We start from the raw sequence: 24,569 nt of genomic DNA, 5'->3' as shown, positions 1-24,569 counted from the left end.
TTATCCGGCGGTCCCGCTCAACGAGCGGCCGCCACTGGGCGGGCTGCCGAGCGTTTGGCTCATGCAACAACGACAGACTCGCCAGGTCTTTCCAATTACCCCTTGAACTTGTTGATCAGCATGGTAGGACGAGCGCACCAGAGGACAGGATGCAACGTTCTTGAAGCCCATCCGGGTGCCTTCCTCGGCGAACCAGGCGAACACGTCCGGGTGCACGAAACGCTGGACCGGCAAGTGGCTGCGCGACGGTTGCAGGTACTGGCCGAGGGTGAGCATGTCGACATCGTGTTCACGCGTTCGCTGCATGACTTCGATCACTTCCTCGCCAGTCTCGCCAAGGCCCAGCATCAGGCCGGATTTGGTCGGTACACGCGGGACCAATAACTTGAACTTCAGCAGCAGAACCAGCGACCACTCGAAATCCGACCCCGGGCGCGAGGCTTAGTACAGGCGCGGAACGGTCTCCAGGTTATGGTTGAACACATTGGGTGGCTCCGTGGCGGTGATCGCCAGGGCGACGTCCATGCGGCCGCGGTAATGCCGGGATCATAACTACCAACGGCCGTCACATCACCGTGATGGACGGCCATAGAGGACAGGTTTTAATTCACTTCAACACCAGCAAGCGATAAACCCCGCCCTCGCTTTCGATCCCATGGGTGTCATGGGTGAAACCCGGGAAGGATTTGTCGAAGCTTTCCAGCGCCTTGAGATAGGCCAGCAACGGACCGTCCGCTGGCCCGGCGTTTTCACCCGGCATCAACAGTGGAATACCGGGTGGGTAGGGCACGATCCCGGTCGCAACGATCCGCCCGGCGGCTTCTTCCAGTGTGACCCGTTCGATTTCGTTCTTGACCAGCTTTTCGTAGGCTTCCACCGGGCTGAATTCGGCTTGCGGGAGCATGCCGAACGCCTGGGCCATGGTGGCGGTGGTTTTGTGTTGTTTCATGGCGGCGAAGATATCGTCGGCCAGGTCCTTGAGGCCCATGCCGGCGTAGCGCTGCTGGTTGGCGCTTAGAAAGTCAGGCAGGCACAGCTCCAGGTCGACGTTGTCGTCATAGTCACGTTTGAAGTCAAGCAACGCGTTGACCAGGGTGCCCCATTTGCCTTTGGTGATGCCGATCGAGAACAGGAACAGAATGGTGAAGTCGGTGGTTTTCTCGACGACGATGCCCTGACGTCCGAGGTACGCCGTGAGCACGCAGGCGGGGATGCCCGAGTCGAGCAGGTTGCCGTCGTCGCCCATGCCGGGGCTCAGCACCGAGACCTTGATCGGGTCGAGCATGCAGTAGCCTTCTTCGATGTCACCGAAACCGTGCCACACCTCGTTGGGGTGAAGCACCCAGCAGTTCGGCTCGGTCTTCAACAGCACCGGATCTACTTCATGGAACGGCACTGACACCGCGCCAACCGGTACCGACGGTGGCTGCCAGCACGTGAAGAACCACTCATCCTTGCTCAGCATCTCGTTGTGCATGCGCGAGATGACCTGGCGGAAGCTGATGGCTTCTTCGATGGATTCGGTGGTCAGAATCTGGCCGCTGGGCGCTTCCATCATCGCCGAGCTGACGTCGCAGGAGGCCATGATCGCGTAGTTGGGCGAGGTCGAGGCGTGCATCATGAACGACTCGTTGAAACGCCCGTGATGGATCGGGTTACGGCCGTTGCGCACGTGAATCATCGATGCCTGGGACAGGGCTGCCAGCAACTTGTGCGTCGATTGAGTGGCGAACACGGTCGGCTTCGAGTCATCGTGATCGTCCGGATTGCCGTGCATGGCGAAGCGCTCGCGATACAACGGGTTGAAACGCGCATAACCGTACCAGGCTTCATCGAAATGCAGGCGGTCGACGCTCTGGCCCAGCAGCTCTTCGACGCGGGTGACGTTGTAGGTCAGGCCGTCGTAGGTGGAGTTGGTGATGATGGCGTGGATCGGTGTCGGGTCGATCCCTTCCTTGACCAAGGGGTTGTTGGCGATGGCGGCTTTGACGCCATCGCTGCTCAGGGTTTGCGGCAGGATCGGGCCGATGATGCCGTAGCGATTGCGGGTCGGCACCAGGTACGTCGGAATGGCCCCGGACAGAGTCATCGCGTGCTCGGCGGATTTGTGGCAATTGCGGTCGCACAGGGCAATCTGATTGCGTGTGACGCTGGCCATGAGGATGACACGGTTGGAGGTTGACGATCCGTTGGTGACGTAATAGGTACGGTGCGCGCCGAAGACCTTGGCGGCGTAGCGCTCGCCCTGGCCGATGGGGCCGCTGTGATCTAGCAGCGAACCGAGTTCGCCGACCGAAATCGACAGGTCGGAACGCAACAGGTTTTCTCCGAAAAACTCGTAGAATGCCCGGCCCGCTGTGCTCTTGAGAAATGCCGTGCCGCCAGCATGGCCGGGGGTGTGCCACGAGTATTCATAGGTCCGGGAAAACTTCACCAGCGCCCCGAACATGGGGGGCAACGCGGCTTGGCGATAGCGTTCAATGGCCGCCAGGATGCGCCCGCTGAGGAAGCGACTGGTGTCCTCGGGCAGCCAGATGAAGTCGTCGGCATGCTGCATGACCACCAGCGGAATGCTCGCCGCAGTGCTGCGGTCGCTGATCAAAAAGACCGGCACCCGAGTGTTGCGCGCACGCAGGCTGACCAGCAATTTGATGCATTCCTCGTGGCCTTCGCTTTTATCCATTTCCCAACTGAGCAGCACGCATTGAATGGCCGGGTCCGACCGCAGGATCGACGTGGCGTCGCTCAAGGTTTCCGACGCCAGCACCCTGACGGCGCGTTCCTCCACATCGTTGACCAACTGGTTCAGGGCGCGACCAAAGACGGTGCGTTTGTCCGGCGGGCTGCTGACCAACAGCGTGAGCATCCCGAGCGTATGTCGATGTTCCGTCATGATTGAGCCTCCACTGTGACTGCTTGCAAGTTGTTGACCGGCACCGGTTTGCCCGTGAGGTGCTGAGCGCTGACGGTCTGCGTCGGTACGCTGTTATTGAGCGCTTCGAGGCGGATCAGGCGGTTGTTGACGAAGCCGAACAGCGTGTAACCGAAGATGGTCGCCACGCCGCCGAGCATCAACGCTTGCTCGCCCGAACTGTAGAGCGCCAAGTAGCTATAAAACGCCGCCACCCACGCAATGATGTTGGTGACCAGCGCCTTGCCTGCCGGTACGTTGGACACCTTCTGCATGGTCATCAAGGCGGCCATGGACAGGATGTACGGCACCAGGTTGGTCACCACCGCGAGGTTGACGAGGGTGTCGAACTGTTTGCTCAGGTCCGGGCTGATGGTGAGAAAGCCCAGTGCCGTCTGCGCGGCCAGCAGCACCAACATGCCGACAATCGGCGTTCCGGCCTTGTTTGACTTGGCGAAGATCGACAGGAAGTAACCGGTGTCCGCCGAGCTTTTGAACACCTGAGCAATGGTGAACTGCCAACCCAGCAACGAACCGATGCAGGCGAGTACCATCGCGGCCATCACAATGTCGCCGACCAGCGGGGTGAACATCTTGGCGAAGACCAGGCCGAAGGGGGCGGTGGAGGCGGCCAGTGCAGGGTTATCGACAATACCGGCGATGACGTTGGTGGAGACGATGTAGATCACCGCCGCGCCGAGGGTGCCGCCAAGTACCGCAATGGGTACGTTCTTCTCCGGATTTTCCACAGCGTCGGTGTTGGCGCACGCCGACTCCAGACCCAGGAATGCCCACAGGGTGATCGCCACCGAAGCGCCTGCGGCTTCGAACCAGCCCATGTTGTGCGGGTTCCAGCCGGCGGCGTAGACACTGCTGTCGAACCAGTACCAGCCTATGGTGGACACCAGCACCACCGGCGCAATTACCCCCCAAACCGTGATCGCACCGATCCGGCCGGTAATCCGTGCGCCGCCGAAGTTGGCGAACGTGGTGATCCACAACAGAGCGATGGTCGCCAGACCCACTTGCAGTGAATCAAGCTTGATGTGGAACAGTTCCTGGATATAGCCGACCGCCGTAATACTGATCGCCACATTGGCAATCAACAGCGAGAGCCCATAGGTGTAGTTCGTGATGTAGTTGCCCGCCTTGCCGAAGGTGTACTCGGCATAGCCGCCCATGCCCCCGGTCTTTCGGCTGAGCATCCCGCAGCGCGCAAAGGCATAGGCCAGCGCCAGGGAGCCGGTGGCCGTGATCAGCCAGGAAAGAATGGAAATACCGCCGACTTCGGCGAGTTTTGTGGGTAGCAGCACAATGCCTGAGCCCAACATGTTGACGGCTGTCAACATCGTCAGTTGCCCCACGGTCATTTTCTTTGCGACTGACATCCGTTGCCTCAGTAGTTGGCGAGAGAGAGTTAGCTATAGCAAAGGATTGGAATGCCGCAAGAAATGTCCGTAAGGCACTGAGAAAACAGGCTATAGCTCACTTAAGGCATTTTGCTGGCCCCGAAGTCTGAAGCTTTTGACCAAAATCAATTTATTTTCAGATAGTTAGGATCGAATGCAAATGCGGAATGTGATGGTTGCGCTGATTTCGTTAGGCCTGGCGAGCGTTGCTGCCTTTGTCCAGGCCCAAGAACTGGCATCGAATGATCGCTACCTTTGCAGTTGGGGCGCAGGTACCGCGGCGAGAGCTCAGGAACTCAAACTGTCCGGGGTTTCACTGTATGCAGCACGGCAGAAGTTACATACCTACAAGTTCAGCAAGCCGTGGATGCACATGATGGCGATGGGCATTACCGAGCAGACCTATGACAGTCAGTCGCGGATGAAGCCCGCAGCCTTGCGCGAGAGTTTCTATGAGGAATGCGTCCGGTATAAGTTGGCGCGCAAATGACGAGGTGCGGTCCGCTACCATCACCCGGACACGGCTCCTGCGCCATGCCGGGCTGGGTAAATACATCAGACCTTCCCTAAGGAGAGAGCAGTAACAGAACACTATCGAGTTCTTCTCAGGTTTTTTGCCTTCAACCTCCTAAGCATATCCATTACCGGCCTCAGGAGAGGTGTCCTGTCAAAGATGGAAAGTTCATGCAGGTCCGTCCGCGAGGGCCGTTGGTAGCCGAAATTCCAGGTGAAATAGTAAGCCATAATCTCTTTGTTCTTGTGAATAAGCGTATTGAGAGCAGCGTCATAATGCATCGGACCTCCGTCAGGATGACCCGGCGGCCGCTCCAGAATCTGTAATAAAAAATCCCTCAATTTCCCAATGCTTTTTCCGTTTACAGCATAGAAATGGGACAAATGTATGGGGCGGTCGACTTCTTTCCAAGTGGGCAAGTTTGAATTTCCTTCAAACGGATGCCCAAAATAGACGATGTCCCACTCCATACCTTTCAGAGACTCGATGGCCTGTCTCCCATATTGAGGAATGCGTCTGGAAAACTGTATGTCGTCCTCCATGATCAAGATATTTTTCAGATTCAGGCGCATTGCCTCTTCCAGCACCCCCAGATGACTCAAAAAGCAGCCCCTGGCCCCGACGCTCGGGAAGCCATTTTCCTCACTGGGCGTAACAGCCTCAAAAAAGCCTATTTTTTCATCATCAATGTGAAAGCCGTAGCGAGCGAATTCTTCTACTGTTTCTAAACGGCGATCCTTTCTTGATGAAATATTGATGATTCTTGCTCCATCAAAATAGTCGATCACATTCATCTGTCAGGTCCTCAGCGCAGACAATCAGGGCGGTTGGATTGGGGAGCTCGCAGAATTCGGAAAAAATCGTACGGTATGCACTGCCGACAGGCGGTATCGACCCCGGATTGCAGTATAGAGCAGCATTTCCTGAAGAGGTTTTGGTCTCGTAAATCGGCGCGCGTCCCTACGGCGGGGTGCAGAGCGAAGTCTTCAAGGTCTCCTATACTGGTTCGTTCCGAGAGTTTCCTACCCTTCACAACGAGGAGAACGCACATGACCATTCGTATTGGCGACGAAGCACCGGATTTCACCGCCGAAACCACCGAAGGCACGCTCCATTTCCACGAATGGATCGGCGACAAGTGGGCCATCCTGTTCTCGCATCCGAAAGACTTCACCCCTGTCTGCACCACTGAACTCGGTTACATGGCCGGGCTCAAGCCAGAGTTCGACAAACGCAACACCAAGATTGTCGGCCTCAGCGTCGACCCCGTCGGTAACCATCAGACCTGGGCCAAAGACATCGAAGAGACACAGGGTCATGCGGTCAACTACCCCATGATTGGTGACGAGAACCTGGTGGTGGCCAAGCTCTACGACATGATTCACCCGAATGCCAGTGGGGGCGCTCGTACTGCCGTGGACAACGCCACGGTGCGGTCGGTGTTTATTGTCGGCCCGGACAAAAAGATCAAGGCGATGCTGGTCTACCCGATGAGTGCCGGGCGCAACTTCGATGAAGTGTTACGGCTGCTCGACGCTATTCAGCTAAACGCCAAGCACACTGTCGCTACCCCGGTGAACTGGCGTCCGGGTCAGGACGTGATCATTCCTACGTCGGTCTCCGACGAGGACGCAAAGAAGAAATACCCGGATGGCTTCAAGACGGTGAAACCTTATTTGCGCACGGTGGCGCAACCGAAGTAAGTCAGTCATTCATCCCGTCTTCAAGCGTGATGCCTTTTGCGCGCCTTGCCTTGATCCGCTCGGCGCAGGTGCCTGGGAGATTAAGCAGGGTTTCCTGGTGCAGCGCCGAAACTTCTTCGGCGCTGTAAGGCCAGTTACGCATTCTTCAGCACGGACTGCGACATGCCGGGAACCCGCACCAAAAAAAATCTCACCCGCCGGGTGCTTTCAGAACGTTGCCGACGGTGCTTCATCGCCCGGTGCATGGCGCTGCGCCAGGTCGGAGGCGAGCTATTTCATACGGATAGATTTACTTAACTAGCGTGTTTGGTGTGTCGCTATTTTGACGCCATCCTCCGTAAAATTAAATTTCGATTTATTATGGTGACGAGCTATTGACGTAATGGCGATGTGCACATACGCTCATTTTAGCCGATAAAGATTCCTTCACCCGACAGAAGAATAACCCCCCTACGCAAGGAGGCGGTGTTATGCGCCCAACACTTGTCATTAAATTCGTGTTGTTTTCTGTGATCCTCAATGGCACGGCCGTTGCTAGTGTTCAGGCGACCAGTTTGCCCAATGAAATTAATCGCATAAGCAAAGCTTGCGAAGGGGTCGGCTCTCAACTTGGCAAGGCTCTCGAAGAGCACCCGAGTGGCGCGCCGTTAACGGTTGGAAGTGGCCTACGGTTGGCTTCTTCGATCGCCGCTATCTTGGATGAGGACCAGCCCAACAGCATGATGGATGCTGGCTCGGGTGCAGGTAGTACCGTCAATACTTTTTCGTGCGACGGTTTAATGGCAGCGGTTACCAGTGACCCGTTAGTGGATAAAGAGTTGGCTGGTGGATCTGATTCTTATATCAATCAGCCGAATGCCGTACCGCTTCAGGCAGCAGCATGGTTATTTTCTTCCGCGTTGTTTGGTTTTATTGTGGTCGCCAACCGGCGGAAGGTATAGGGGGCGTTTTTTGCGGATGTTTGCCTGTCTTGCAATGATGCTTAGTTGGTAATTATTGAGGCCGGTTAGTTGTGCGGGCATCGGCAGCGATCATAGGTTCGCAGTGTTTTGGCTGAGTCAGTTCTAACTGGCATGATGTAGTTAACTTTGGCGCGGTAAGCATTGGGGGCGATTTGTTTAATCCAAGCTATTGTTAAATAACGTTTTTCTGCTGTCATGGGTGCCCTGCTGGTTGCGGGTGAGTTGCGTTGGCGGAATGGGCCGCCCAGACGCTCTAGGTGATTGTTGTTTAGTCGTTTCTTTGGGGTGAAATTAGGATAGAGTGATTTGGCTCGGTTTTTTGTTCTAAACTCCTTGCATGGCTACTTAGGCGGAGGGATTCCGATGTTCCGTTCATTGATACCTGTGCTCTGCACGCTGGCCGTTTGGCCCAGCCTTTCCAGTGCCGTCGAAAACGACGCGACTTACCGGCTGAGTCCGGGTGATAATCTTTCTGTTTCCGTTTGGGGCGAAGACAAGCTCAAACAGGATGTGCGCGTACTCCCCGATGGCAGCATTACCTTCCCGCTGGCAGGGCAAGTCGATGTTAAGGGGCTTGATACCACCGCTGTCGCGGAGAAAATCGCTGCCAAGCTTGAGAAATTTATACCTGATCCGCAAGTGAGCGTTGTCGTTACAGGCACCGAAGGTAATCTCGTCTACGTTCAGGGTAAAGTGGCGAAACCCGGCACCGTGCATATGCCAGGTCAAACGTCAGTGCTGCAGGTATTAAGCATGGCGGGCGGGCTCGACAAATTCGCCGACACGGATGACATTAAGGTCGTGCGACTCAATGGGACTAAACAGGAGATCCTGCACGTCAACTACAGCAAGTTGATGTCAGGGGATGACATGTCCACCAATTTTCTACTTAAGGCCGGCGATACGCTGGTCGTGCCGTAGCCTTGCGCGAGGCACTAGGGATTATCTTGCTTGGATTTCGAACGACCGGGGTTGCTACGGCAATCCTGGCTTTGTCGTATTCGCACATGGCCTATGCTGCCACCTGGAAATCAGCAATAGCGGTACCTTCGACGGTCGAGTACGACAGCAACCCGACGCTTCTTACAAGTGGCGAGAAGGGCGTGACCCGTACCATCATCGCTCCCGATTACAGCCTCGTGGGTACTTCCGGGCGGGATGAGTTCCAGTTCGGTCTCGGGTTAAATATCGTGCGTTCGTCGGATACGTCCATCGTTTCGGACCGTGAAGACCCCAGATTAAAGTTAGGGTGGCAGCGCGAGACCGAAACGGGAGCTTTTGGGCTAACGGCGAGATATGAAGAAAACTCTACGCTTTCCACGGTGGTTCAGGAAACCGGCGTAGTTGCCTCCGATGGCACGCAAAAGATGTATTTGCTGGGCGGCAACTGGAGCACTGCTCTCAGCGAGCGAAGTACCCTGGTTAACGAGACTGACTACACTCATGTCACTTACGATGTTGATTCACTGACCGACTATGACGAGCTGGCGACCCGCTTTAGCTGGAACTATGCATGGAGTGAGCAGGTCGAGCTGTTCACCCGTTTTAGCGTGAGGCGCTATGAACCGGAGGAGGGGGCTGCGGTGGGTTCCTCAAACAGCTACACCCCCACGGCGGGCTTGAATTTCCAACTCTCCGAGCGGTTTAGGGGGACAGTCTACGCGGGTCTCAATCAAGTCTCCGGCACAGGTAGCGGCCCCAAAGGCCAGGGCGGTGTTGCGTTGCAATATGCCGGTGAGCGTATTGATACCAGCATCGACGCCAGTCGTAGCACTCTCGCCAGCGGGGACGGTGGTTTCGTCGAGGTTGATGCCCTGAGGGGTACATGGAGTTATGCCGTCGACGAGACCCGACGCCTCGGCTTCGATGCCTCCTGGCAAGACGCCAAAGGCCAGACGCCTAATACCCTGCAAAATTACAGTGCCTGGTTTAGCCAAGAACTCTCGCCTTTTTGGATTGCGCGCCTATCCTACACATACAAACAACGCCAGCAAGATGGCTTGCCGGATGCCACTGCAAACGTCGTCGGGTTGACGGTGACTTATAGTTATCCCGGTCTCTGAAATTCAGGTGTGTGAGAAATATGGCCTCTGAATACGAAATGTCGGTCAACGACTACATTGCTATCATCAAGCACCATGCGCTGCTGTTGATCCTGAGTTTCGTGGTCATACTCGGCGTTTGCATAGCGGTCGCGATATCTCTCCCACCTACCTATGAGTCATCCGGCACGATTCTGGTGGAGTCTCAGCAGATTTCGCCCGACTTGGTGGCGGCCAACAACAATACCTTTGCCGATGAGCGCATCGAAGTCATTCGTCAGCGCGTGATGACCCGTGAGCATCTGGAAGGGATCATCGACAAATACAATCTTTTTGCTACGCAAAGCCGGCATCTGAGCGTTACCGAGAAGATCGATGAAATGCGCAATGCGATTACAGTCTCCCTGGTCAGTGCTGTCGTTAAGGGGCGCGGAGAGGTGACGATTGCTTTCCGTCTTGGCTTTGAGCACAGGCAGCCAGAGATTGCGAACAAAGTTGCCAACGAGCTGGTAACGCTGTTTCTGGATGAAAACATCAAGCAGCGCACCGAACGCGCCAGTGAAACCACAGAGTTTCTGACGCAGGAGGCGGACAAGCTCAGGGTGGAACTGGAAGCCCTGGAGAACCGGTTGGCGGACTTCAAGCAGGCACACAGCAACGCGCTGCCCGAGCATCAGGAGCTGCGCATGAATATGTTGTCGCGCGCCGAAACCGAGCTTAAAGAGGTCGACCGTGACTACAAAACTGCCCGTGAGGAGTTGCGCTTCAATGAGTTGGAGCTTTCCGCCGCGAATGCCGGGCTAGCGACCAAGCCTGGAGCGCCCGGTGCGGCAGTTGATAAACCACAGGATCTGGGTAGCCTCAAAGCGGAGTACACCAGGTTGCTGTTGCTGTATACGGAAGCTCACCCCGACGTGCGTGCCGTCAAACGCAAAATTGCTGCACTTCGGGCTGGCAAAGGTGTTGGTGCTGGTGGTGCAGCGGCTTCGGTCAGTCTGGACGTTGCAAAGGCCCAGGCGCGGATCTTCGCAGCAGAAGCACGTATCAAGTCGCTGGCCGATCAAAAGCAGGGAATACTCAACAAAATAGCCGACTACGAGGCGCAGATTCTTGAGACGCCGCAAGTCGAGCGCGGCTTGGTCACGGTGATGCGTGACCATGAAAACGCGCGTAAAAAATATGAGGAGATTCGCACGAAGGAAATGGGTGCGAAAATTTCAGAAAGCCTGGAGCAGGAAAACAAAGCCGAGCGTTTTGTTGTTCTAGAGTTACCGCTGATGCCCGAAAAGCCGGTACGGCCGAACCGTAAAAAAGTGGTTGCCATGGGCTTCCTGCTTGCCCCGGTGGGTGCTGGCGCACTGGTGATGTTCCTCGAGATGATGAGTCAGCGTGTGCGTGGTGCCGCGGCCTTGGCCAGCGTGCTGGGCAGACGCGTATTGGTTTCCATTCCCTATATTCAGACCAAGGCTGAACTGGCACGCCGCAGGAAGTGGCGAACGTTATTGATCGTCTGTGGAGTCGCGATAATCGCGATCTTTCTGGTGCTCCTGCACGTGCTCTACATGCCTCTGGATCTTCTGATGTTTAAAGCTCTGGGCCGGTTTGCATAAGGAATATAGCCATGGAAATAATCAAGCCCGATACCGAAAAAGCCGAGCAACAGACCTCGTCAAAAGCCATGACACCGACCGCGCAGTCCACAGGTCTGAATGCGCTCAGTTATGTGCAAACCAAGGTTGTACCCTTGCGGCCAGAGCACCTTGAGCGCAACCGCATTGTGGCTTACAACAAGAACTCGACTATGGGCGGGGCTTTCGATCTGCTGCGTACACAAGTTCTAAAAATCATGGAAGAAAATGGCTGGCGCACGCTCGCCATCACCTCGCCGACTCCGGAGGCAGGCAAGACGGTGTTGGCTATAAACCTGGCAATGAGTATCGCGCATCACACGACCAAGACGGCGTTACTGGTGGACTTCGACTTGCGTCGTCCGAAGGTGGGTGAGTATCTGGGTCTGCCGATGGATAAATCGCTTAATGAATTGTTGGCAGATGAAGCTGATCTGCAAGATGTACTGGTCAATCCGACCTTGCCGCGCTTTGTGGTCCTGCCGACGCGTGAGCCGATTCCTCTCTCCACCGAGGTGCTGTCATCGCCCGCAGTGAGCCATTTGATTGCTGATCTGCGTGAGCGCTACAACTCACGCATCGTGATTTTCGACTTGCCGCCGTTGTTGAGCTCGGATGATGTGATTAACGTCCTGCCCAAGTTCGACTGCGTCCTGCTCGTGGTCGCTAATGGATTGAACAGCAAGAAAGAGATCGAGGAAAGTCTGCATCATCTTGGGACAGCCAATCTGATTGGCACGGTGTTAAACAAAGCCGAGCCCGAAAACCGCTCTTACTACTAGAGCATCACCCTCAGGAGATCGGCGCTATTGACTAGCGCCGACTTTCATTGCCAAGGGTACTTCTGCTCCCAGCTCCAGGCGTGCGCCACTATCTGTTCAAGTGAGCCAAACTGCGGTTGCCAGCCAAGTAATGTGGTGGCCCTCTGGGGATTGGCCACAAGGCGTGGTGGGTCGCCAGCGCGGCGGGGCGCTTCGCTGACAGAGATATCCCGGCCGGTCACGTAGCGCGCGCTATCTATCACTTGCTGTACTGAGAAACCTTGACCGTTACCGAGGTTAAACGCCGTGCTTGCACCCCCTGCCAGCAGATAATCCACGGCAAGTGCGTGAGCTGCAACGAGATCGACAACGTGGACGTAGTCACGAATGCAAGTGCCGTCGGGCGTGTCGTAATCACGGCCATAGACGGTGACGGTTGCGCGCCGTCCGGAGGCTGCTTGGAGGATCAAGGGTAGCAGGTGGGTTTCCGGTTCATGGCGTTCACCTAACTGTCCTTCAGGGTCTGCTCCAGCGGCGTTGAAGTAGCGCAGGCAGACCGATTTCAGTCCATATGCGCGGTCGAAATCTTCAAGCATCTGCTCCACCATCCACTTGCTGCGTCCATAAGGGTTGATCGCGGCCTTGGGATGCTCCTCGTCGATCGGTACGTACACCGGGTCACCGTAGACGGCGGCGGTCGAGGAAAAAATGAAGTTTTTAACGCCCGCACGAACCATGGCTTGTAGCAACGTCAGGGTGGCGGCGAAGTTGTTTTGGTAATACTTGGCAGGTTCAGTCACGGATTCGCCCACCTGTATAAAGGAGGCGAAGTGAAACACGGCATCATAGTGTTGCGAGGCAAACAAGACGTCCAGGGCTTGCGCGTCGGCTATGTCTAGTTCGACCAATTTTCCGCCCGCCAAGGCGCTGCGATGGCCTGTGGAAAAGTTGTCTGCCACCACCACGTCGTGACCTGCGCGCAGTAACTGCTTAACCATGTGCGAGCCGATATAGCCCGCGCCACCCACCACCAAAAATTTCATCCTGATCTCCGATTTCCTGGACACTATTGCTGTGCAAGCCCAAATTGCAACGTCAGTGCGATCCGCCTGACCATTAATAGCCGAGACTCGCTACGTTTGGAACGCCAAAGGAGAGAATATTTTGAACAAGATACAGCGAGCGCGCCAATTGGAGCTACCCTTGAGGAAGCATATGGGTATCCTGCGAGAATAACGATCAAATGAAAAACTCCACCAAAATTATCGATTACTCATTGAAAATATTCAAAGCAGAATGGCCAAATTTAGTATTGTGGTCATATCTGCTATCACCGTTGACTGTTAGAACGCTAACAAACTATCAATACTCTAAAATTGATTTGTTAGTCTTTTACACCCTTGGCATGTCGGTGTTATGGCTTTTGGCAATTAGATTTATTTCATCCAATCAATTCAAGGTTCACATCCTTCTACTGCCGTTCTATTTGGCAGCAACTATTGATCTTTTTTTGGTTTTAAATTTTGATTCGAGATTAACAGCTGCCTATATGTTTATTGGCTTGACAAACCATCAGGAGGCAAGCGAGTTTCTACCGACCTACTGGCGGTCCATCAGTATCGTTTTGGTGATTTTCATATTTTGCTATGGGGCTGGATTAATAGGCCTGCATAAGCGCGAATTATATAAAAACAAAGGTATTTTTGTTCTGGTTGTTAGCGCCTTGCTAGTGGGGTATGGGGCGTATTTTTATAAAACCGTCAAGCTTAATTCTTTCGGGAAATCTGCAGTCATGGATCTCCTTGCAAAAGATCAAAGCACGCCAATAGGCTATTTATCGCAAATTGGCCTGACTGCAGACTTGTATTTGGGGACGGAGAAACTTATCAAGCGCCGTCGAGAATCTAATGTAGAAATAACCAGCCTGTCGAATCAATCAAATATAGAAACCATTGTTTTTGTGATCGGTGAGTCATCACGGCCGCACAACTGGTCCCTCTACGGTTATAACAAGGAAACAACCCCGAATCTCGGTAAGCAGGCGGGGATTTTCAAGTTTAATAATATCTGCACGACAGCCCCCTATACCTCGTTCGCGGTTCCTTCAATGCTGAGCCTTGAGCCTATATCGGATTGGGACGCCATTGCGTCAACCAAATCATTGGTGAGTATATATCGCGCAGCCGGGTACATGACCTATTGGTTGTCTGTACAGGAGGTTGATAGCTTTGGCGGAATAATTCCACAAATAGCAGCAGAGGCACAATACCGTCAATATTTTGAGAGAAGCTATGATGGAGCATTGATTTCAGAATATAAAAAAATACTAAAGAAAAGCGATACAGAAAAGAAAGCCATGTTTATTCATGTCAAGGGTAGTCATTTCGAGTATTCACGCCGGTATCCAGAACATTTCGATAAATTCAAGCCGTCAACAAACAGCTTCAAAGACAAAATCACCGCGGAATATGATAATAGTATTTTGTATACGGACTGGCTATTGAGCACAATTATTGATCAGTTGAAGTCAAGCAAAAAACCATCTGTCTTGTTTTATTCGTCGGATCATGGTGAAAACATGATGGATGACAGTCGAGGGCTCTTGGGTCATGGAATTGGCAATAAATATGACCTCCCGGTTTCGGCATTTATCTGGGCATCCAATAATATTTCAAGCCCGCAATCGCTCAAGCTTTTAAAGCTGAGGGAAAGAGAAAGTCAGAAAATCAGCATATCATCCTTGCCTCATACTCTTTTAAATATCACAGGGGTTTTCACGAGCAAGTATAAAAGTTCGGATGATTTATTAAGTGATGATTTTGTATCGTCGAAATGTCCACATCTGCTCGGCGCAGGCTATGTTCCATCGTTTGATTTTGACACCTATTAAGCAACCCTCGGGCTAGTTACTGGCTCGCCGGCGTGCGTGATGATGCTGTATTGGCAGGGGTCGGCTGCGCGTCGCCTAAGGTTGTGCTTGCGTGACGCCTTTTTTCAAAAACAACCAGTTCGACGCCTGCAAGCCGTCGAACTTGATTGTATAGCGGCCATCAAGGTAGGTCGCGGGCAGCTTCTTCATTTGTCCCAGAATGCCGTGGGTGAACAGTGTCAAGCCTTGCGGCGCCTGGATGGTTAGCGTGCCCTCGAGGGGCTCAACGTAAAAAGGTATTTTTTTGTCGTCTTGGGGGATGGCACGGGTGCCTAACGAAATCAGTAAATCGTGCGATCGGCCCACAGGCGCGTCGTCCAGACTCTGAACTACCACACTGGCGTTGGCGGTCTTCACTTGAACCTGAATGTTGCCAATGCTGATCGACTCACCGCCGATCCAGCCGGTAGCGGCCTGGGTACGCGGTGTATTGATGGTGTAGATGCCTTGTTTCCAGTTGCGCTTTAGCTCACCCGTGTCTGTCGTGGACTCGCTGGCATTGGCGTCCAGCAGCGACTGGTCAGGGTCATGAAATTCCTGTGCATTGCTTGGGATAACGCTCTGTTGCAACCAGGGCAATTCCGGCGTCTGTGGCATCGCGATTTCCAGCTTGCCTTTCTCCATGGCTGTGCGCAGTAGAGCAGAGTTGGCCGGTGTGATCATGTGGTTGAACAGGGTGCTTGGCGTCGGCGCGAAGACGTAGGTCGTTGTTGCTTCGCGAACGTCTGCACGGCGGTAAAGCAAGGCGGCGGCGGGCAGAGTGGCCAGCATTGCAGGGTCGTTATAGGCGTGCCAGTTGTCGGCACTCATCCCTTCGCCCCCCAGTGGCTCCTGGCTGTAGGCATATTGCATTAGTGCATCCCAGCCTTGGTGGCGGGCGGTGCCGGCGATATAGAGTGGCAGCGAGTGACGGTCTGGTGTCGGGAAGGGCTCATTGTTCCACTCGGTGACGGTCAAGGGTTTGCCGGTGACCTGGCCGGCGGCAATCCAATTCACTATGCCCTCGCTGTAGAGCGGGTTTTTCTCTATCTGTCCCGAGCCCCCGTAGCTATGGACGTCGATTACGTCGCCGGCGGTAAGGGCCGGCAAGGAGTTCAGGCTATCGCCGCCCCAGCTGCTGGTCGTGGCGATGGGGACCTTCACGCCTATTCCACGCAGGTGTTGAATCATGTCGACGTTGAAACGTCGCTCCAGATCGTTAAGGAACAGCTTGGAGGGGCCTGGCACCCAGGCGCGCCAGGTCTGGTCTGCCGATAGATTGTGCTGCTTGGCAAAGGCCTCGGCCTCGGCCATGTAGATTTTGTTGTGCTTTGGTACGTTCTTGTCTGGCAATAGGGCGTTGCCAAAGTGGCGGGTGACGTCGTTTTCGTTGGTTATCAGTACGGCGGCGATCGCCGGGTCGTCTTTGTAGGCGAGACCGGTATAGCTGTTTACATGGGTCATGTAGGCTTCGGTAGTGCGCTTCATGGCTTTCTGAATGGTGAGATTCACATAGGAATAGCCCTTGAGATAGGCAAAATTTTGCTCTTCTTTTGGCAATTCATCGAAGCCATAAATGTTGTCGTTTTCAGTAAAGACTCGCTGGACGTGCATATCAAGCCACACATAAATGCCTTCGTCTTTCAGGCACTTGATCCACCAGTCGATTTTTTTCAGCGATTCCGGGCTCAGTTGCTGGGTGTTACGCGTGACCCTGCCGTCGCCAAAGATGTTCGGGAAGACCCATGGCGAGTCATGGTGGTGCAGTCGTACGAGATTGAAGCCCAGTGCCGACAGGCGTTTGGCCTGCAGCTTGATTGCATCGTCTGGCGTGAGGAACAGCGTGTAGGCCGAAAGGTTGGTGCCCCAGAAACGCGCCGCAGTGTTGTCCGCAAATAGCAATTGCTCGCCGGAGGCTTTGATGAAACCGCGCTTGCCTGCAGGTTTTTCCTGAGCGTTGAGAAAGGACAGGTCGACCGGCGAGGTTTTCCAGTCGAGCTTGTCAGTCGGCCAGCTCTTTGGGTCCGACAGCCCGAAGCGCTCGGTATTGGTTGGGCCGAGCGCTACATCGCCAGAAACGCTCAAGGTGGCTGTAAAATCCTGGCGGCCTGGTTTGATCGTGTTCTTGTAGAAAAAAGCACGCACCTCGGATTTATCGCCCGGTTCAAAGTACACACTCGCCAGTGCGGGCTCGAAGCGCATTTCGATGCGTCGCCCTTGTGCATTGCCCCAGGACCAGCCGCGGTTGTCGGGTAGCAAAGTGGGCTCGCCCATTTCTCCAGCGAAAAGGGCGGGGTCGAACGTGAAGACGATGCCGCCACCTGACACGCCCCACTTCATGCTGTGTGCATCCAGGGTAAAGTTCCAGGTCAACTTATGCTCGTCTTGCTTCTGAATCTGCGCAGTCAAGTCGAAATCCAGCGCTTTGTTTTTGCCTGCAAGGGAGTATCGATAAGGGGTGTTGACCTTGAATTCGGTCTGCAAATACGTCCAGTCCCAGCTCTTCCCAAAGAACGAGAATGTCGTAGCAACTACCGGACTGCCACCACGCACCAGCATTGGCAGGCCGTTGCGCTCATCCACACTGACGACCCAGTCCGACGCCCAGGTCCTGAACGGCCAAACAACAAGGCACAGGAGAACCAGGAGCTGCATAGGAGTGCGGCGAAACAGAGTGGTCATTGGAATTACCTGAGTTGAAGGTTGGCACTCGCAGTGACTGCAGTTGAAGTGTGCTTGAGCCTGCGCGCCATCTGAGCATAGGCAACTCCCAGTCCAGCCACCGACCAATACACCACAGGGATCACCGTGATACTGCTAACGGTAACGATGGTGATCAGGATCCCGGCCAGCGTCGCCAGAAGTGCACGTCCGAGTCGGCGTGCCTCATCGTCTTCGTTGGGGAACGAACGCATCCCCTTGCGGATGCCCTGCAGAACACTGACGAAAAAAACCACGAAAAGCGTCAAACCAATCAAACCGAACGACAGCGCTACGCCGATATAGGTGTTCACGATATCGATGATCCCCTGGCCTTGAGTCAAGGACTGCATTTCCGGTGTGCTGCGGTAATCGAAAGAACCCAGCCAAGGGTTGCGCTGGATAACGATCACGGCGTTATCAATCAAGCGCTGCCGGTAGGTAATATTTTCTACTTCCACCGTGCCGATAAACGGCAGCAGATCAAGCACTTTTTGCCCGCCCGGCGCGACGGCCAGCAAGGGAAGGGCGAGCACCCCGGCAGCCGCCAGCAGCATCAGGCGTTTGACCGCTTTACGGCCGGTGCCGATGAACACGACGATCATGGCGGCTGCGCCGACCCAGGGTCCACGCGACAGCGGCACGTACAGACCACCGGCGAGCAACAGCGCGCCGAGGCTGCGCTGCAATTTGCTACGTACATCCTCCTGCAAGTACAGGTAAAAGCCGATGGCCACGCTGATGACGAAGCCCAGCGCAATGGCCTGGCCGGTGGTGGCGCTGGCGCGCAATGAGCCACCACGACTCAAGTAGCCGGACTCCCATTGCATGCCCATGGCGTTGACAACCGCGCTGTACAGCTGCCAGTGCTTGGAAAATTCGAAGAGACCTATAAGCGACAGCACCATGGCGGCGAGTACAAAACCGAACAGAGCGTCCTTGAAGTCGCTGAGGTTCTTCAGCGCCCGGCTGGCAACGTAGTAAGGCAAAAAAACTTCGATGAACAGGTAGAGCATTTGGCGCAAGGTGTCGGTGACCGTGGTGTCTCGCAGGTAAAGCAGGCTCGTCAGCACGATGTTGGCGGCTAACAGCTTGTCAGGCCAGGTGCGCCCGAAAGGGACCGTGTCTGCTCGCCTGCGCAGAGCGAAAAAAGCCGGAAGCAACACACACAGTGCCAGTAGACGAACATGGTTCAGGGTAAAAAAATAGTTGATCAGGCCGAAGCCGGGAATTTCTGCCGGGGCCGGCGGGATGAGAAACAGCAGAAGGAAAAATAGCGCCACGGGATTGCGTTCGCTTTTTCGTGCGAAGGTCAAAACGATCGCGGCAATGCCCGCGTACACCCAGAAACTGTGCGAAACAAAGGCCAGTAGCGTCAATACGAACCACAGATTGCGCCGACGAGTGAAATCACGGTCGGGAATCAGGTCTGCTGCTGGTCGACGTGCCATGGCAAAAACGATGCCGGCAAGGACCAGAATGACGATTAACGCTCGGAAGTGCTCAGGCATGGATGATTGGACTTATTGATTGATGAGCGACGGCTAGTGGAATGGCCAAAGGCGACTATAGTTCCTTTTGAGCCATTGAGTCCGGGGATGATGTTATGTCGTTAGTTGATTTGTCGCCATCGTTGGGCCTTCGTAAGCGAGCGATCTCTGCTGGGGCATGGAATCTCGGGGCGCTGGTTACGTCTCAAGCCTTTCGCTTGGGCGGCAACCTGATAATGGCCCGTCTGCTGATGCCGGAGATGTTCGGCATCATGATGATCGCCATCACCGTTTCGCTGGTTCTGCACTTGCTTTCCGACGTCGGCTTGCGCCAGAACATTATTCAGAGTCCGCGTGGCGACGATCCGGTGTTTCTCAATACCATCTGGACCGTGCAGATCGTGCGCGGCTTTATCCTTTTTGCTTCGACACTTCTCCTCGCGGCCCTCGCCTGGTTTGCACAGACCCACAATCTGTGGCCGGTCAATTCCACCTACGCCGCACCCGAGTTGCCGCTGGTGTTGGCCGTGACCAGTTTCTCGGCAATCATCACTGGTTTTCAGTCGACGAAAATCGACCTGGCAGTGCGCGCTTTCCAGCAAAAGAAAGTGGTACTCACCGAGTTTGCGTCCCAGCTCACCGGGCTGTTGGTGATGCTGGGCATCGGTTACTTCACCAGGTCCATCTGGTCACTGGTGGCTGCGGGTCTGGTCTCAGCGATGGTCAGCACGCTGGTGGGGCATTTCTGGTTCGAGGGCCCGCCTAACCGTCTGCAGTGGGAACGTTCTGCGCTCAAGGAATTAGTCGGCTTCGGCCGTTGGATACTGTTGTCGTCGGCAGTGGGCGTATTGGCCATGTACGGTGATCGTATCTGGTTCGGCGGCAGCATGACGACCAGTGAACTGGGCGTTTACTCCATTGCCGTGCTGATCTTGGGAGCTGTTCAGCTTGGGTTGCAAAAGATATTCGGGGCCGTGGCCTTGCCGGCCTTCAGTGAGGCCTCAAGAACTAATGACACCGTACGGCTCCAGGCTTTGTACTACCGCTTGAAATTGATGATCGATCTTGCCTGTCTGTTTTTATGTGGGCTGTTCTTGACTGGCAGTCCACTGCTCATCAGCGTTTTGTACGATGAGCGTTACGCCCAGGCCGGGAACATGATGGCCATTCTTTCACTCTCTTTTTTCACAATGCGCTACATGCTGGCGCATCAGGTCTGGATTGCCTTGGGGCACACAAAATACCAGGCCATGGATAACATTATTCGCGTGGTCGCGTTGTGGGTGCTGCTGCCTCTGCTGCTGGCGATTGGCGGGGTCGAATATGCGATTTGGGGCGCAGCCTTATATACGTTTCCTACGCTTATCCTGGTTTTTTATGTCAATTGTCGTCTGGGGCTGTTCAATCTCAAGCGTGAACTGGTAGTGCTGCCAATGCTGGCGGTGGGGGCTTTGTGTGGGGAGTTGTTGACGAGTATTGCTAACTGGCTTTGATTTGATCTATTTCTCTTGATGTTTCCAAAGCTGTGGCACAGCGTCGCCATTGAGGTGTTGATGGCGGCCGCCAAAAAAATGTGACCTTGATGTGCAGTTGAAATTTCCAGCGTAATCTCGATGTCGTGGAGCTTTGAATCATGAGAGAAACTGATTTGAATACCTCTGTGAACGGTCGCAGAGGCTTCCTCCAGGCATTTGTCCTGTTGAGTCTTGGGGGGTTTATGTTCGGCTTTTCCAAAGCCGTTGCTCGGTCTTCTGCTGCTAAATCCGAGTTTGTTGTAATCAACGGATGGGTGCTGCCTGCCCAGCATTTTCGGCAAACACAAGCATGATCAAAGACTACCAATCGCAGAAAGAACTCCGCGACCACTATGACGTCTGCATCATAGGTGGGGGCCCAGCCGGCATTACGCTGGCCTTGCGTTTAGCCGGTAATGGTCGGCGTGTGGTGCTTGTCGAGGGCGGTGGGCACGAGTATTCACCGGCCTCGCAAAACCTCTACAAGGTCTCATCGTCAGGCCTCGAGGTCTACGCTGAGGAAACACGCTTGCGCTTTCTTGGCGGGACCTCCAATCACTGGGCCGGGCGATGCCGTCCCTTTGAACCGTCCGACTTTACCGTGGGCCCTCCGGTGCGCTTACCCGGTTGGCCCATCGCGTATTCCGAGATGGAGCGTAATCTGCCGGCGGCCATGGATATTGTAGATCTTCCGCCGCTCTCTGGATTCAAGGCTATCAATGCGACTTTGGACGGCGTCGAATTTGAAGCTGATCGTTTCCTGCTAAGCCCGCCGACGCGATTTGCACAAAAATATGCCAAGGAACTTAATGAGACCGAGGGGCTTGATGTCTTCATCAATTGCAACTGTGTCGATCTTGAGTTTGACAGCAAGACCGGCAGCATAGCGACAGTGGTCGTCTCGGACTACGAACTGCATCGAGAGCGAGTCACGGCAAAACAATTCATTTTGGCGACGGGCGCGATCGAGAATGCCAGGCAACTGCTCAACAGTGAGTCCCTGGCAGCTGGCGGTATCGTCAGCAAGGATGGTTACGCGGGTAGATGTTTCATGGAACATCTGAACGTCGATCTGGGTACCTTCATCCTGAAAGACGGGCAGGGTACCGATGCTCGACAGTACTTCACGACCGATGCATTCGTGATGGAGCACAGGTCAGGTAAAGGGAATGTGACGGCCTCGCTTGTAGCTGAAGTGAAATCCTATGGGCGAATGGCTGCCATCAAGAGCTTTTTCGAGAACCTCGTCTGCGAAGTGGGTGCGGCGCACAAGATTGAATTTATTGCCAAGTTCAATTGCCCTGGGGATGGGGTGCTCGGCACGCTGATCGAGCAGTTTCCCAACCCCAATAGCCGCCTCTCGTTGCTGGACGAGCGAGATGCGTTAGGGATGAGAAAGGTAAACGTTCATTGGGAACTAAGCCCCGAAGACAGAAATACCATCAAGTCCATCGGGCTCGAAGTGGCAAAGTGTTTTGCTGACACAGGGCTGGGCTTTGTCAAGTTGGAAGAATGCGTGTATGACGTCGATTTGCGCCTGAAGGTCAATCCCCATGCTCATCATATGGGGACCACACGGATGTCGACGTCGCCTGAGTTTGGCGTTGTCGACGAGAACTGCAAAGTGTTCGGTGTCGAGAATCTTTACGTTGCGGGCAGCAGTGTCTTCGCTACAGGCGGTGCCTGTAACCCCACGATGCCTCTTTTGCAGCTTGCTCTACGGCTGGCGGATTATCTTAACCATCAAATGGGCCCGGTGGTGGGCAGGTATTCCTGAGTGGACGCATTTGTGGTTTTTTTGAGTGTTGAATTTCAGGGAGACGTCTACGCTTAGGGTAGTGGTAATCAAGAATCAGGGTGTATCTAACCCTGGCACAGATGTATATCGCTGAATTATTGAGGCTGACAGGATGATTGGTCTACTAAAGCGTACTATTGCTCATATTGCCAAAACCACGGGGCGTGGAACCTCGCTCTATAAAAAATTCTGTAAACCGGACGGGTATGAATGGGCTAAGCACCTCGCTCGATGGGGATCTCTGCACTCCATCGGCAAAGGCGTATGGATCAATCTTGGGTGCAACATAACTGATCCTACGCTAGTGCGACTCGGAAATAATGTAGGTTTATCTGATTGCACGCTGTTCGGCCACGATGGCATAGTCGGCTTGCTCGATGTACGCTTTGGTACAAAACTTGACTCTGTCGGCCCTATCGACATACGTGATAATTGTTTTGTCGGTTATGGCGCTATCATCATGCCGCGTGTGACTATTGGTCCAGATTCAATTGTCGCCGCCGGTGCTGTAGTAGTAAAAGATGTTCCGCCTGGGGTAGTGGTTGGGGGAAATCCAGCCAAGGTTATCTGTACATTGGAAGAGCTGTTGGCGAAAGTCGAAGAGCGCTGCGCCACTTATCCGTGGATTGACCTCATCAGGCAGCGCAATGGTTTATATGACCCGGAAGTTGAACCAAAGCTTAAAGCAATGAGAGTACAACATTTTTTTGGCGAGCAGCCCAATGGTTAGTGCTCCCCTTGATGTATTGGTCGTTAACTACAATACAGCGGCTCTGTTGCAACCGATGTTTAATGCGTTACGCCAGTCTCATAGTGTGGGCCGCACACGCTATTTGGTGGTGGACAATGCCTCTGCCGATAATTCGCTGGAGTGTCTGGCAACTATTTGTCCAGAAGCGTTGCAGCTGGCCAATGAAAATAATGTTGGCTTTGGGCGTGCCAACAATCAATTGGTTGAACACCTGCAGGGCAAGTATGCGTTGCTCCTCAATACCGATGCCTTCGTTGCTGCGGATACGCTGAGCACGACCCTCGACTATATGGAGACTCATCCTGATTGTGGTGTCCTGGGCGTTCGGTTGGTTGGACGAGAGGGAGATTTGCAAGCCTCCTGCCGCTATTTTCCGACGCCGTTGAATGTCTTCCTCTCGCGCACAGGGCTTGAGCGCTTTTTCCCTGGGGTGAAGAGGGTCGACGACATGGCTTGGGATCATGCTTCGGTGCGTGAGTGCGACTGGGTGCCCGGGTGCTATTACCTGATCCGCCGTGAAGTCATCGACCAGGTTGGCTTGTTCGATCCGCGCTACTTCCTTTATTTCGAGGAGGTAGATCACTGCAAGCGCGTTAAACAGGCGGGCTGGAAGGTGGTTTACTACCCGCATACCACGGTGGTGCATATCGGCGGTGAAAGTGCCAAGTCTGTTGACAAACTCAATGCGATTTGTCACCAGCTGCCCACATTACAAATCGAAAGTGAGCTTTTGTACTTCCGCAAGCACCACGGTCTAGTGGGTTTGGCCGCACATATGGTGTTGGTGAGTCTGGGTGATCTGATTTTGGCGCTCAAGGCGATAGTGAAAGGCCACGACTGGGCTGCCATAGGGGCGTGTTGGCAGCATGCTCGTGTGACCTGGGCGTTGCTGCGTGATACCAAATTCGCTAGCCAACCCACACGGTAGAGCAATTTATGTTCGAAAACATACGTGCTGACTTGCGTGCCTACGCGGGAGATTGGGGGGCTCAGGGGTTTTGGGTGATGGTGGTTTATCGTTTTGGGCGCTGGCGCTACGGTGTGCGCCCAGCGCTGTTGCGTAAATTGCTTTCCTTTATATACAAAGTGCTCTTCAAACTGGTGCAGATCGTCACGGGTATCGAGCTGCCGTGTGAGGTTGTGATCGGGCGTAACTTCGTCATCGATCATTTCGGCGGAATCGTGATCAGTGGCTATGCGCAGTTTGGCGATGATTGCCGTATTCGCAATGGCGTCGTCGTGGGCCTTAAGAATGTGAATGAGCCGATTGCCCCGGTGATGGGTAACAATGTTGATATCGGTTCAGGGGCCAAGGTGCTGGGCAATATCCGCATTGGTAACAATGTCGTGATTGGTGCCAATGCTGTGGTGCTGACCGATGTGCCAGACGACTCGGTGGCAGTGGGTGTGCCTGCGACTATCAAGAAAAGGAAGTACGCAGAAGCGAGGGAATGCACATGAACCACCGGATGGATTAC

Annotated in this window: 20 protein-coding genes and 2 pseudogenes; 14 read left to right on the top strand and 8 right to left on the bottom strand. The window is 54.4% G+C overall.

What is annotated here, in order from left to right; translation table 11 throughout:
- The 3 genes and pseudogenes from QK293_RS05365 to potE all read right to left on the bottom strand — a co-directional run.
- Positions 1–537 (bottom strand): annotated as a pseudogene (locus QK293_RS05365) (hypothetical protein); the annotation flags it as partial.
- A gap of 70 nt (positions 538–607) precedes the next feature.
- Entirely contained in the window at positions 608–2,893 is a 2,286-nt protein-coding gene (locus QK293_RS05360; protein ID WP_282376056.1) for an Orn/Lys/Arg decarboxylase N-terminal domain-containing protein, read from the bottom strand.
- Entirely contained in the window at positions 2,890–4,299 is a 1,410-nt protein-coding gene (potE, locus tag QK293_RS05355) for a putrescine-ornithine antiporter (RefSeq protein WP_282376055.1), read from the bottom strand. The genes QK293_RS05360 and potE overlap by 4 nt, the downstream gene beginning before the upstream one ends.
- A 181-nt stretch (positions 4,300–4,480) precedes the next feature.
- On the opposite strand from potE, the gene QK293_RS05350 reads away from it, so the two are divergent.
- Entirely contained in the window at positions 4,481–4,810 is a 330-nt protein-coding gene (locus QK293_RS05350) for a hypothetical protein (protein ID WP_282376092.1), read from the top strand.
- Between the two features lie 101 nt (positions 4,811–4,911).
- Here the strand turns inward: QK293_RS05350 and QK293_RS05345 are convergent, their stop codons facing one another.
- A complete protein-coding gene (locus QK293_RS05345; RefSeq protein WP_282376054.1) occupies positions 4,912–5,628 on the bottom strand; it encodes a glycosyltransferase family 25 protein in 717 nt (238 codons plus the stop codon).
- A 255-nt stretch (positions 5,629–5,883) separates the two neighbouring features.
- On the opposite strand from QK293_RS05345, the gene QK293_RS05340 reads away from it, so the two are divergent.
- On the top strand, positions 5,884–6,537 hold the full coding sequence (locus QK293_RS05340) for a peroxiredoxin (RefSeq protein ID WP_282376053.1): 654 nt from the start codon (positions 5,884–5,886) through the stop codon (positions 6,535–6,537).
- A gap of 1 nt (position 6,538) precedes the next feature.
- Here the strand turns inward: QK293_RS05340 and QK293_RS05335 are convergent.
- Positions 6,539–6,760 (bottom strand): annotated as a pseudogene (locus QK293_RS05335) (cytochrome C); the annotation flags it as partial.
- Positions 6,761–7,007: 247 nt separating this feature from the next.
- Here QK293_RS05335 and QK293_RS05330 point away from each other — a divergent pair.
- From QK293_RS05330 to QK293_RS05310, 5 genes are all read left to right on the top strand, one after another.
- Entirely contained in the window at positions 7,008–7,478 is a 471-nt protein-coding gene (locus QK293_RS05330) for a hypothetical protein (RefSeq protein ID WP_282376052.1), read from the top strand.
- A gap of 384 nt (positions 7,479–7,862) precedes the next feature.
- A complete protein-coding gene (locus QK293_RS05325; protein WP_282376050.1) occupies positions 7,863–8,420 on the top strand; it encodes a polysaccharide biosynthesis/export family protein in 558 nt (185 codons plus the stop codon).
- A 26-nt stretch (positions 8,421–8,446) separates the two neighbouring features.
- Positions 8,447–9,562, top strand: a complete 1,116-nt coding sequence (locus tag QK293_RS05320; RefSeq protein ID WP_282376049.1) for a hypothetical protein — start codon at positions 8,447–8,449, stop codon at positions 9,560–9,562.
- A gap of 20 nt (positions 9,563–9,582) precedes the next feature.
- Positions 9,583–11,151 (top strand): lipopolysaccharide biosynthesis protein, encoded by a 1,569-nt coding sequence (locus tag QK293_RS05315; RefSeq protein ID WP_282376048.1) that lies wholly within the window; start codon positions 9,583–9,585, stop codon positions 11,149–11,151.
- Between the two features lie 68 nt (positions 11,152–11,219).
- The gene (locus tag QK293_RS05310) at positions 11,220–11,951 is read left to right on the top strand and encodes a CpsD/CapB family tyrosine-protein kinase (protein ID WP_282376091.1); all 732 of its coding nucleotides are present in this window, start codon (positions 11,220–11,222) and stop codon (positions 11,949–11,951) included.
- Between the two features lie 44 nt (positions 11,952–11,995).
- Here QK293_RS05310 and galE read toward each other — a convergent pair whose 3' ends face one another.
- Positions 11,996–12,973 carry a UDP-glucose 4-epimerase GalE gene (gene galE / locus QK293_RS05305; RefSeq protein ID WP_282376047.1) on the bottom strand — a complete coding sequence of 326 codons (978 nt, stop codon included), beginning with the start codon at positions 12,971–12,973 and terminating at the stop codon, positions 11,996–11,998.
- 200 nt (positions 12,974–13,173) lie between these two features.
- On the opposite strand from galE, the gene QK293_RS05300 reads away from it, so the two are divergent.
- A complete protein-coding gene (locus QK293_RS05300) occupies positions 13,174–14,820 on the top strand; it encodes a phosphoethanolamine transferase (RefSeq protein WP_282376046.1) in 1,647 nt (548 codons plus the stop codon).
- A gap of 75 nt (positions 14,821–14,895) precedes the next feature.
- Here the strand turns inward: QK293_RS05300 and QK293_RS05295 are convergent, their stop codons facing one another.
- Entirely contained in the window at positions 14,896–17,520 is a 2,625-nt protein-coding gene (locus QK293_RS05295) for a glycosyl hydrolase family 5 (RefSeq protein WP_282376045.1), read from the bottom strand.
- Between the two features lie 5 nt (positions 17,521–17,525).
- Positions 17,526–19,049, bottom strand: a complete 1,524-nt coding sequence (locus QK293_RS05290) for an O-antigen ligase family protein (protein WP_282376044.1) — start codon at positions 19,047–19,049, stop codon at positions 17,526–17,528.
- A 95-nt stretch (positions 19,050–19,144) separates the two neighbouring features.
- On the opposite strand from QK293_RS05290, the gene QK293_RS05285 reads away from it, so the two are divergent.
- From QK293_RS05285 to QK293_RS05260, 6 genes are all read left to right on the top strand, one after another.
- Positions 19,145–20,521, top strand: coding sequence for an oligosaccharide flippase family protein (locus tag QK293_RS05285; RefSeq protein WP_282376043.1), 1,377 nt, complete (start codon positions 19,145–19,147; stop codon positions 20,519–20,521).
- 140 nt (positions 20,522–20,661) lie between these two features.
- A complete protein-coding gene (locus QK293_RS05280) occupies positions 20,662–20,856 on the top strand; it encodes a hypothetical protein (protein WP_282376042.1) in 195 nt (64 codons plus the stop codon).
- Positions 20,853–22,319, top strand: coding sequence for a GMC family oxidoreductase (locus QK293_RS05275; protein WP_282376041.1), 1,467 nt, complete (start codon positions 20,853–20,855; stop codon positions 22,317–22,319). The genes QK293_RS05280 and QK293_RS05275 overlap by 4 nt, the downstream gene beginning before the upstream one ends.
- 133 nt (positions 22,320–22,452) lie before the next feature.
- Complete coding sequence (locus tag QK293_RS05270; protein ID WP_282376040.1) at positions 22,453–23,070, top strand: acyltransferase; 618 nt, start codon at positions 22,453–22,455, stop codon at positions 23,068–23,070.
- Positions 23,063–24,019 (top strand): glycosyltransferase family 2 protein, encoded by a 957-nt coding sequence (locus tag QK293_RS05265; protein WP_282376039.1) that lies wholly within the window; start codon positions 23,063–23,065, stop codon positions 24,017–24,019. The genes QK293_RS05270 and QK293_RS05265 overlap by 8 nt, the downstream gene beginning before the upstream one ends.
- A gap of 8 nt (positions 24,020–24,027) precedes the next feature.
- Positions 24,028–24,552, top strand: coding sequence for a serine acetyltransferase (locus QK293_RS05260; RefSeq protein ID WP_282376037.1), 525 nt, complete (start codon positions 24,028–24,030; stop codon positions 24,550–24,552).
- Positions 24,553–24,569 lie beyond the last annotated feature (17 nt).

This window comes from Pseudomonas sp. AL03, assembly GCF_029960815.1.
In the GTDB taxonomy this organism is placed as follows: Bacteria; Pseudomonadota; Gammaproteobacteria; order Pseudomonadales; family Pseudomonadaceae; genus Aquipseudomonas.
The sequence above is the reverse complement of the archived record's forward strand: the minus strand, read 5'-3'. Positions and strand labels throughout refer to the sequence as shown.

Excerpts from the sequence above, each read along its gene's own strand:
- QK293_RS05285 (WP_282376043.1), top strand. The coding sequence starts at position 19,145 with ATGTCGTTAGTTGATTTGTCGCCATCGTTGGGCCTTCGTAAGCGAGCG.
- galE (WP_282376047.1), bottom strand. The coding sequence starts at position 12,973 with ATGAAATTTTTGGTGGTGGGTGGCGCGGGCTATATCGGCTCGCACATG.
- potE (WP_282376055.1), bottom strand. The coding sequence starts at position 4,299 with ATGTCAGTCGCAAAGAAAATGACCGTGGGGCAACTGACGATGTTGACA.
- QK293_RS05265 (WP_282376039.1), top strand. The coding sequence starts at position 23,063 with ATGGTTAGTGCTCCCCTTGATGTATTGGTCGTTAACTACAATACAGCG.
- QK293_RS05360 (WP_282376056.1), bottom strand. The coding sequence starts at position 2,893 with ATGACGGAACATCGACATACGCTCGGGATGCTCACGCTGTTGGTCAGC.
- QK293_RS05330 (WP_282376052.1), top strand. The coding sequence starts at position 7,008 with ATGCGCCCAACACTTGTCATTAAATTCGTGTTGTTTTCTGTGATCCTC.
- QK293_RS05340 (WP_282376053.1), top strand. The coding sequence starts at position 5,884 with ATGACCATTCGTATTGGCGACGAAGCACCGGATTTCACCGCCGAAACC.
- QK293_RS05295 (WP_282376045.1), bottom strand. The coding sequence starts at position 17,520 with ATGACCACTCTGTTTCGCCGCACTCCTATGCAGCTCCTGGTTCTCCTG.
- QK293_RS05350 (WP_282376092.1), top strand. The coding sequence starts at position 4,481 with ATGCGGAATGTGATGGTTGCGCTGATTTCGTTAGGCCTGGCGAGCGTT.
- QK293_RS05345 (WP_282376054.1), bottom strand. The coding sequence starts at position 5,628 with ATGAATGTGATCGACTATTTTGATGGAGCAAGAATCATCAATATTTCA.
- QK293_RS05270 (WP_282376040.1), top strand. The coding sequence starts at position 22,453 with ATGATTGGTCTACTAAAGCGTACTATTGCTCATATTGCCAAAACCACG.
- QK293_RS05290 (WP_282376044.1), bottom strand. The coding sequence starts at position 19,049 with ATGCCTGAGCACTTCCGAGCGTTAATCGTCATTCTGGTCCTTGCCGGC.
- QK293_RS05260 (WP_282376037.1), top strand. The coding sequence starts at position 24,028 with ATGTTCGAAAACATACGTGCTGACTTGCGTGCCTACGCGGGAGATTGG.
- QK293_RS05280 (WP_282376042.1), top strand. The coding sequence starts at position 20,662 with ATGAGAGAAACTGATTTGAATACCTCTGTGAACGGTCGCAGAGGCTTC.
- QK293_RS05325 (WP_282376050.1), top strand. The coding sequence starts at position 7,863 with ATGTTCCGTTCATTGATACCTGTGCTCTGCACGCTGGCCGTTTGGCCC.
- QK293_RS05275 (WP_282376041.1), top strand. The coding sequence starts at position 20,853 with ATGATCAAAGACTACCAATCGCAGAAAGAACTCCGCGACCACTATGAC.
- QK293_RS05315 (WP_282376048.1), top strand. The coding sequence starts at position 9,583 with ATGGCCTCTGAATACGAAATGTCGGTCAACGACTACATTGCTATCATC.
- QK293_RS05300 (WP_282376046.1), top strand. The coding sequence starts at position 13,174 with ATGAAAAACTCCACCAAAATTATCGATTACTCATTGAAAATATTCAAA.
- QK293_RS05310 (WP_282376091.1), top strand. The coding sequence starts at position 11,220 with ATGACACCGACCGCGCAGTCCACAGGTCTGAATGCGCTCAGTTATGTG.